Genomic DNA, 8,366 nt, shown 5'->3' with positions numbered 1-8,366 from the left:
CACCGCGAATGAGATTAGAAGCAGCAGTGCGATCGCCAACTTGCCAATCTCGAATCAAAAAATCCCGATAAAATTGCCGCATTATCTTAATATCCTAATCCCTTTCAACTATGAATTCTCGGCTCGGGATGGAGTGTCGAAAGTATCTCACTTTCAGCAATAGCAAGCTCCTCTAAACGAGATTGTACGATATCGCGATCGAAATAGGTATCCGCTAACAGCCAATAAACGCCGTAGTGACGTGCCTCTGAAGCCATTAAACCGCGATAAAATGCCGCCAGTTCTCGATCCGGACAATATTCCCCTAATAAGCCCAAACGCTCGTGAGAACGTGCTTCAATTAGGCTAGAAATCAACAAAAAATCCAAACCGCGATCGGGTTCCTGGTGACGCAAGAGCGCTTTTAATCGTTTACCATAAGGAGGAGCATTTAAAGGCGCAAGAGCAACCTGACGGCGTTCTAGCCACTGATTAACCTGCTCGAAATGCTCCAATTCCTCCCTCGCGATCGCCGTTAATTTTCGCACTAAAACCGTCCAAGAAGGATAGCGAAACATAATATTAAGCGCCATAGACGCAGCTTTACGCTCGCAGTGGGAATGATCTAAAAGAATTGTATCGAGATTGGCGATCGCCTGCTCCACCCATTCAAAACGAGTAGGTTGCTGGAGAATTTTTATCTTCGTTGAGGAAAAATCAGACATGATGCTTACAAAAGGCACGTTTTCCTCTGGTCAGTGTAGCCGATTTACCGATCGCTTTGGGGGAAAAAGAAGGTAAAATAAAATACTTGCCGGAATTTTAAGATTTTATCTCGTTGACCGCCGCTATGATAAAGATACTCGCAAAGAAAGATTTAGCCTATCATTTCGATTTTGAGTAGATTATCCGTACAACTTTTCGTGGATTTTCTCTGAGGAGATGGCGAGAAGTTAACCAGCCACTTAACTCTATGGAAGTTCAGAAAGAAAACAAAATGACCCGTCGAATTTTTATTGGGGATGTCCACGGCCACTACGACGCACTCATGATCTTACTGGACGCGATCGCGCCAGGACAAGAAGATCTCGTTTATTTTGTTGGAGATTTAGTGGATCGAGGACCCAAAAGCGCCCAAGTGGTCGATTTTGTCATGAACAGTTCCTACGAGTGCATCCTCGGCAATCATGAACAAAAGCTAGTTGATGTCATGGTAGAGCGCGAAATTCCCGAACATTTTCGCCAATCTTGGCTTTATAGTGGAGGTCATGCAACCCTCAAAAGCTATGGTGAGAAAGGGATTCCCCCAGAACATCTCACCTGGTTCAGAAATCTGCCCAGTTATTTAGATTTAGGGGATATTTGGTTAGTTCATGCGGGAGTCGATCCCCGTTTACCCTTAGAGGAACAAACCTCAGAACAATTTTGCTGGATTCGCGACGAATTCCATAGCAGTTGTCAGCCCTTTTTTGCCGATAAATTAATCATTGTCGGACACACCATTACTTTTACCATTCCTGGAGTTATGCCAGGGAAACTCGCGCGGGGATCCGGTTGGCTGGATATCGATACAGGGGCATATCACCGTCAAAGCGGTTGGTTAACAGGAGTTGATATGTTAAATAAACGAGTTTATCAAGTCAACACTCGCCAACAACGCCTCCGTTCCTTAGACTTAGAAGAAGCGGCGATCGATATTAAACCGTCGAGAATTATGCCTCGACGGTTATTACAGAAACTTTGAGCAATTACTGCTTACCAATTACGCATCAAATATAACGATTCATGAAGTTTTCGTAGGAACGGTTGTCCATCCCGCCAACTTCATTAGGTTGGGGAGGATTTTCCCCTATCATATTCTGCAAGATTCGCACGCGATCGCCAGTAGCAGGATGGGTACTGAGAATGGGAGGTACTCTTGAGCCTCCTTGTTGTCCCAATTTCGTCATGAAAGATACCATTGCTCCAGGGGCATATCCTGCTTCCCGTAGAGTTTGCAAACCCGTACTATCTGATTCCAGTTCATCTCCCCGGCTATTGGGCAGACTCAGCGCCAACTGTACGCCAATTTGTACCGCTTGAGAACTATCTAACCCCGCCGCCGATAAAATACCTTGGGTAATAGCTTGTTCCTTCATCTGTTTGATAGCATGGCGACCCGTAATATGACCGATTTCGTGACTAATCACACTCGCCAATTCCGCTTCATTGCTGGCTAAAGCCATCAAGCCCAAGTTTACATAGACAAAGCCCCCCATCGTCGCAAAAGCATTCACCCCCGGATCGTTAACCACTTGGAAAGTATAGGGAATATTGGGGCGATCGCTATGAGGAACTAAGCGTTTGCCAATTTGTTCGACATAATTATTTAAAGCGGGATCTCTAACAATGGGAGTTCCCTTCCGTGCCAACTGCACTGTAATCTGTTCGTTGATTTGTTTACCGAGGGAAACTTCCTGTTTATCAGAAATATTGGACAATTGTAAAATTTGAGCGCCCCGCAGGATTAATTCAATCCAAGAAATTGCGTAACTCGCTTGGGGGGTTCCCACCCACAAACTGAAAGCCGTGACCACACTCAGTAAACCGTATAACCAACGTTTCTTCTTGCGCCAAAAGAAATGAGATAAATTTTCTAACATAGTTTGTTTCGGGTGAGGAATGAGATTAAGACTCTTCGTTTTAATACTGGCATAACAGACTCCCTCCGGACAAAATTTGTTGCCTCTGAAGGGGTCTTCGTTGACCTTGGGCTATTTGATTTGGCGATTGCGCGATCTATCCCTTGTACAAAAATCACCCTTTGTTGTAGAGTGGATGCTTGGTAATGATTCACAAATATTTATCTCCCTTGCTGGGCTTAATTATGTTTCGTCTGGCACGGGGAAGAAGTGGACTTCGATGGTCTTCACGATCTCAGTCTCTTCAGCGCAGCCTTCTATGACTTAATGAAAAAAGAGGTAGTTGGGAACAATTGCTCATTAAAATTTTTCATTGAAAAGTAGTTCCTAGTGGAGGTCGAAGTGCAGAAAAGGTGTGCGCGAAATCGGAAGCGATCCAAACGCAGAGCAATTTACTGTCCAATTCATGGCTGTTATTTGGATAGTGTCAGTCAGAAACATTCTTTGTACGTTGACTCAGCGCAACAGTTGCAAAACCGGGGGCTGAGTCGGCGATCGGCTTTAATGTTAGTGGCTCAACAAGGCTCAATTACCGTGACAGGAGAATGGTTAGAGGCGTTTTGGTGTCCTCATTGTGAAACCGTTGATTGGTATCACGTCCATCGAGTCGGCGATCGCCAGTATAAAGTTTCTCCTGTCCCCCAAGAATTATGGCAACAGGCTGTCGGCGTTATCGATCCTCAAGGTAATGTCTCCGTCAGCGAGTTTACGCGACGAAATTCGCGAATGCTGAATTTTGGAGGCGTGAAAGATTTTCGTTTTATGTAGTGTATCGGGAAACAATTTCTTTCAAGATTTGCAAGATTATTTCTGCATCAGCAACGCATTCAATTTCAAATTGTAAGTATTTTGCCGTTAAATTGACTTGAGACCAAGCCTGAACCCAAGATTGTTCCGCTAGTTGACATTCTGCACAAATTTAGTCAAACTAAGCAAAAGGTTAAGAAATCTTAAAACTGAATGGTATCGTCCCAATTGTTTTCCAAGCCTAAAACCTACCTCATTACAGGAGGAGCGGGCTTTATTGGCTCTCACATATCCGAGACGCTAATCCAACAGGGATATCGCGTTTTAGTCATTGACAATCTTTCAACAGGAAGTTTAGCTAACATTAGCCACCTTCTCGACCATCCTAACTTTCACTTTGCTTATGCCAGTATCGCTGATGATGTGGTATTAGATAGGTTGATGTCAGAAGCCGATGTTGCCATTCACCTTGCGGCTGCGGTTGGGGTCAAATTGATTGTCGAACAGCCCGTTCATACCATTGAAACTAACGTGATGGGCATGGAATCAGTCCTCCAAGCTGCGATTCGTTATCGAGTGAAAACAGTAATTGCTTCAACTTCTGAAGTGTATGGAAAAGGCAATAAAGTCCCTTTCACTGAAGATGATGATGTTGTGTTAGGGCCAACCTGTCGATCGCGCTGGTCTTATGCGGCGACCAAAATGGTAGACGAATTTTTAGCACTAGCATATTATCACGAGAAAGGATTACCTGTGGTGATTGCTCGTTTATTTAACACCGTTGGACCAAGGCAAACCGGACAATATGGAATGGTCATTCCTCGCTTTGTACAGCAAGCCTTAAAAGGAGAAAATTTGAGCGTTTATGGGGATGGTAAACAGAGTCGCTGTTTTCTTCATGTTAGTGATGCAGTAAAAGCATTGCTAAAGTTAGCAGAATGTAACGAGGCGATCGGCGAAGTCTTTAACGTAGGATCGACAGAAGAAATTAGTATTGTAGAATTAGCACGAAAAGTGATTACATTGACGAGACAAAAGAACAAAGAAAGTCAATCGGATATTGACTTTGTGCCTTATGGACAAGCGTATGCACCAGGATTTGAAGATATGCAGCGTCGCGTTCCCGACAATACGAAAATTCAGCAATATGTTAATTGGCAACCCACCAAAATTTTGGAAGAAATTTTACACGATGTTCTTGTTAGTTTTACAGATAGTGAACATTTAGTTCCACAAAAATAATTTGGGCTTCTCTTTAAAAGTGAATGAATGTCAAGACTGAGGAATAATCATATTGTTTAAGAAAATACTGAATCGAATTAAAGAGTCGCGTCAATATTTTCCCGAACAAATTGGCAGTCCAGCTTACCAATTAGTCTTGGCGATCGCCAATCACAATCGCAAATATCTCGTTTTGGCTTTTCATGGTAACTTATTAGCCTCTGCCCTAGAAGCGGGAACTTTTGGTGTCATTTATTTAGCTCTTGGAGTCTTAGTCGGTGATATCACCCTAAGTCGTATCGACAACCCCATTATTGCCAATCCTCTCATAGAAAGTGTGTTGGGGCGCTTAAATTCCGGTCAAACTTTTATTTTTTTGGTACTGCTGGCAATGACCGTGCAAATACTGAAAAGTCTATTACAGTACCTATCGGCAATCTGGGCTAATGAGTTGACAGTGAATATAAGCGAACAGGTCAGCGATCGCCTCTTTGATATTATCCTGCGCTTATCTTTTCCTTGTGCCAGTCGTTATAAAGTTGGCGATCTGGTAGCCTATCTCAGTGGTGCAGAAATCGTTCAAGATCAAATTCGCTTATGGCAAGATTTTTTGATTAATTTGTTGATGTTTCTGGCTTATATCGTTGTTATTATCTGGATTTCTCCCGCACTCTCACTATTTGCAATTATACTATCTGCAATTTTATTGGGATTACAAAGGTATCTCGCACCTCGCTTCAGACAATTATCCCTAGAAAAAACCAATATTGGCGTTGAAGTTGCCCAAGAAACCACTGAAAGTATTCAAGGTTTGAGGCTTATTCATACTCTTGGTAAGCAGCAATCAACAATCGAAAAAGTTAGATTGTTGCGAAAGAAAATTATTCCCGTCCACAGAAAAAGCAATCGTTTAAGCGCGATCGGCGCTCCATTAGGCAATACTTTAATTATAATAGTCGTGAGCGGTTTACTGATTGGTGGATTTGGCATTCTCGGTCAGTCAACAAGAATTCTCGTTCCTGCACTACTAACATTTGTCACTGCTTTTAATCGGATGGCAAATCAAACACAAAGAGTCATTAGAACTTTAAATCTTTTGGCTAATAGTTTTGGTCAGATGACCCGCTTAAATAAAATTTTAGACACGAGAGATAAAGAGTTTTCTTGCTTTGAAGGACAAGAATTTTTAGGTTTACAAAAAGAGATTATTTTCGATCGCGTTTCTCTCCAATATCAAGGAGGAAAAGATTTTGCCTTAAAAGATTTATCTTTTCGTATCGATAAAGGTAAAATCGTAGCATTAGTCGGCTCATCAGGAGCGGGAAAATCTTCAATCGCCGATCTTTTAGTGGGGCTTTACGATGTAACGGCAGGTGCGATTTTAGTAGATGGTTATAATTTACGAGAATACAGTCCCTCAAGCTGGCGATCGCGTTTAGGCGTAGTCAGTCAAGATACATTTATCTTTAACACAAGCATTGTAGAAAATATTGCCTACGGGATGCAAGAAATTTTGGAAGAACGAGCGATCGAAGCCGCAAAACAAGCTCAGGCTCACGAATTTATCAGCAATCTTCCTTTGGGTTACAACACAATAGTTGGAGAACGAGGTTATCGTTTATCAGGAGGTCAACGTCAGAGAATTGCTTTAGCTCGTGCGATTCTCAAACAACCTGAAGTATTGATTTTGGATGAAGCCACCAGCGCTTTAGATAGCCAATCAGAACGTTTGCTGCAAGAAGCATTAGGGAAATTCAAGCGCGATCGCACGGCATTAATTATCGCTCACCGTCTTTCTACCATTGTCAATGCTGATGAAATTATTGTTCTTGAGCGTGGATGTATTATAGAGCGAGGAAATCATCGAGAACTACTGGCTTTAGATGGGTTATATGCTCGATACTGGCAGCTACAATCTCAAGGAAGCGAACTATTGGCTTAATGTTGTAATAATTGGCTTAGAATCAAACTATTGTATTGTGCCTAGTTGAACTCTCATCCTCCAGTGGAAGTCAGCGATTGCATCCAGAAAATGTTCCCTCTTGTTGTCTATCCTATCTTATATTTTCGAGAAAAATATGAACAGTACACTCCTCTCACAAGCCGATCTTACGACTTCTAGCAAACCCTTATTGATTGAAATAGAACCCGCTCGAGGTTGTAATCTTCGTTGTCAGATGTGTCATGTTACCTATATGAAAGACACAACACCAAGATTTTTAGATGTCGATCGCATCAACTGGGAATTTGTCCGAGATAAAGATATTTCTTTGGGTTCGTTGTTTGAACCGACAATGCACCCATCTTTTAACAAACTGATTGGTCGTCTTAATGAACAAAATGCTCGTATTAGTTTTGTCACTAATGCTTTTAACTTATCTTTAGATAAATTAGATAATCTCTACGATTCCAAACTTAGTGTCGTTCATTTTTCCTTTGATGGGGCAAGTAAAGAAAAATATGAATACATTCGTCAGCGATCGCGATACGAAAATGTCGTCTCTAATATTAAAAAGTTTATCGAGCGATTTAAGAATTCGGGAACGACGTTTATCGTTAATTTTACAGTTTGTCAATATAATATGGATGAAATTATTCCCGCGATTGATTTATGGGAATCTCTAGGTGTTGATATCTTGGGTCTTATTGGCATGGTCTCGCGAGAAAAACATGAATTCTTTGTAGAAAATACGCTTCTTCCCGTAAGGGATGAATTTGAGAAAGCGCTAGAAACTGCCGCCGATTATGTTGTCAAAAATGATTTGAAAATTAGTCTGTCATCTCCCTATTATTCTAAGCCCGAAATCAGAGAAAAATATGCCAATCATTTTGTAGAACCCAGCCTCATCACGTCAAACAAGAATATTGATTCTATTGAAACCACTTCATTATATTCTCGTCATGGATATGGAGAGTCTCCTATTCCTCATAAAGACTGTCGTTCCCCTTTCACAATCGCCAGAATTGACTACGATGCGAATGTCTATATCTGCCAACTCATCAAAGTTGGCAATCTCTATGAAAACACATTTAATGACCTCTGGAATGCAGAAGAACGCAACCGAACCATATCCAAACTCATCGAAAATCCCAAACAGTGCGACTCTTGCGACTACTTTAAATTTTGCATTAATGCCAACAATGTTGATTACGAGGAAATTAGTAACTTTACAGCAGAACGACTTGTCAGTGACAGTCGAGATGTTGAAGTTATTGCCGAACGCTATAAAGGATTTAATATTTTAGAAACTGGAGATAAGTTTTATGCAATTCCTCTAGGAGAGGGAGATTTTAGTCTCGAACGAGTGCAAAATCAAGATTATTCAGTTTCCTTTACCGCTCAGAAGCAATCGGATTTAGATAAGCTAATTGAAATTTATAATTTCAAACGCAAGGTTGTTGGTAAACTGATCCAGATTTATACAATTATTTCCAGTAAAATAACTTCGTTACTGACCAAAAAATAATGGATTTAGAAGCAGTCGTATTAGCGGGGGGGTTTGGCTCTCGTCTCAGATCTGTTGTTAGCGATCGCCCCAAACCAATGGCTTTGGTTGGAGAAAAACCCTTTTTAGAATGGATTCTTTTAGAACTCTATCAAGAAGGGATCGAACGCGTGATTTTCAGCACGGGTTATCTGGGAGAACAAATCCAATCTTACTTTGGAGATGGTCGTCAGTGGAATTTAGAAATTGTTTATTCTCAAGAATCTGAACCTTTGGGAACCGGCGGCGCTAT

General features: G+C 41.5%; 8 protein-coding genes. 6 read left to right on the top strand and 2 right to left on the bottom strand.

Translation table 11 applies throughout. The features are described from left to right. Positions 1-104 precede the first annotated feature (104 nt). Positions 105-704 carry a tRNA-(ms[2]io[6]A)-hydroxylase gene (locus tag VB714_RS20110; protein ID WP_323226462.1) on the bottom strand — a complete coding sequence of 200 codons (600 nt, stop codon included), beginning with the start codon at positions 702-704 and terminating at the stop codon, positions 105-107. 248 nt (positions 705-952) lie between these two features. On the opposite strand from VB714_RS20110, the gene VB714_RS20105 reads away from it, so the two are divergent. Next, a complete protein-coding gene (locus VB714_RS20105) occupies positions 953-1,723 on the top strand; it encodes a metallophosphoesterase family protein (RefSeq protein ID WP_323226461.1) in 771 nt (256 codons plus the stop codon). Positions 1,724-1,748: 25 nt separating this feature from the next. Here VB714_RS20105 and VB714_RS20100 read toward each other — a convergent pair whose 3' ends face one another. Next, entirely contained in the window at positions 1,749-2,621 is an 873-nt protein-coding gene (locus VB714_RS20100; RefSeq protein ID WP_323226460.1) for a M48 family metallopeptidase, read from the bottom strand. Positions 2,622-3,104: 483 nt separating this feature from the next. Here VB714_RS20100 and VB714_RS20095 point away from each other — a divergent pair, with 483 nt between their 5' ends. The 5 genes from VB714_RS20095 to VB714_RS20075 form a co-directional block, all read left to right on the top strand. Beyond that, on the top strand, positions 3,105-3,428 hold the full coding sequence (locus VB714_RS20095) for a hypothetical protein (protein WP_323226459.1): 324 nt from the start codon (positions 3,105-3,107) through the stop codon (positions 3,426-3,428). 192 nt (positions 3,429-3,620) lie between these two features. Continuing rightward, complete coding sequence (locus VB714_RS20090) at positions 3,621-4,649, top strand: GDP-mannose 4,6-dehydratase (RefSeq protein WP_323226457.1); 1,029 nt, start codon at positions 3,621-3,623, stop codon at positions 4,647-4,649. Between the two features lie 52 nt (positions 4,650-4,701). Then, positions 4,702-6,570: an ABC transporter ATP-binding protein gene (locus tag VB714_RS20085; RefSeq protein WP_323226456.1), complete on the top strand. Its 1,869-nt coding sequence runs from the start codon at positions 4,702-4,704 to the stop codon at positions 6,568-6,570. Between the two features lie 136 nt (positions 6,571-6,706). After that, entirely contained in the window at positions 6,707-8,095 is a 1,389-nt protein-coding gene (locus VB714_RS20080; RefSeq protein WP_323226455.1) for a radical SAM protein, read from the top strand. Next, the coding region (locus VB714_RS20075; protein WP_323226454.1) for a sugar phosphate nucleotidyltransferase at positions 8,095-8,366 on the top strand (272 nt) is incomplete at its 3' end. The genes VB714_RS20080 and VB714_RS20075, both read left to right, overlap by 1 nt.

It is taken from the genome of Spirulina sp. 06S082 (assembly GCF_034932145.1).
Classification (GTDB): Bacteria; Cyanobacteriota; Cyanobacteriia; order Cyanobacteriales; family Spirulinaceae; genus CCY15215.
The sequence above is the reverse complement of the archived record's forward strand: the minus strand, read 5'-3'. Positions and strand labels throughout refer to the sequence as shown.

Coding starts and splice junctions, on each gene's coding strand:
- VB714_RS20110 (WP_323226462.1), bottom strand. CDS start 704: ATGTCTGATTTTTCCTCAACGAAGATAAAAATTCTCCAGCAACCTACT.
- VB714_RS20105 (WP_323226461.1), top strand. CDS start 953: ATGGAAGTTCAGAAAGAAAACAAAATGACCCGTCGAATTTTTATTGGG.
- VB714_RS20100 (WP_323226460.1), bottom strand. CDS start 2,621: ATGTTAGAAAATTTATCTCATTTCTTTTGGCGCAAGAAGAAACGTTGG.
- VB714_RS20090 (WP_323226457.1), top strand. CDS start 3,621: ATGGTATCGTCCCAATTGTTTTCCAAGCCTAAAACCTACCTCATTACA.
- VB714_RS20080 (WP_323226455.1), top strand. CDS start 6,707: ATGAACAGTACACTCCTCTCACAAGCCGATCTTACGACTTCTAGCAAA.